This window comes from Glutamicibacter sp. 363 (genome assembly GCF_052379505.1).
In the GTDB taxonomy this organism is placed as follows: Bacteria; Actinomycetota; Actinomycetes; order Actinomycetales; family Micrococcaceae; genus Glutamicibacter.
Map to the genome: position 1 here is coordinate 1 of NZ_JBQSYR010000100.1, position 291 is coordinate 291.

1 pseudogene is annotated in these 291 nt (G+C 57.7%); it reads left to right on the plus strand.

Annotation, left to right across the window (positions count from 1 at the left end):
* Window positions 1-250, plus strand: a pseudogene (locus ACT3UA_RS19025) (IS1380 family transposase); the annotation flags it as partial.
* Window positions 251-291 lie beyond the last annotated feature (41 nt).

Sequence of the window (291 nt, forward strand, 5' to 3'; positions counted from 1 at the left end):
GATGTTCGCGGTCAATTTGGTGTCTTGGCTGCAGCTGGCGGTGCTGCCTGGTGGTCATGAGGCTTCGGTGTGGGATTTGAAGCGGTGGCGGTACCGGTTGTTCTCGATGGCAGGGAAAATCGTTTCAGGTGGTCGGCAACGCCGGCTGTTGATCCCGGCGAGAGCGCCAGAAGCACAGTTGCTATGCCAGTTGCAGGAGGGTATCGGCAAGCTGTTCCAGCGGTGGCGGCACGGATTGCTGACTGCCTGAACGGGAAGTAGCTGTTCCCCTTGTTTCTTAGGTTTTGAAAG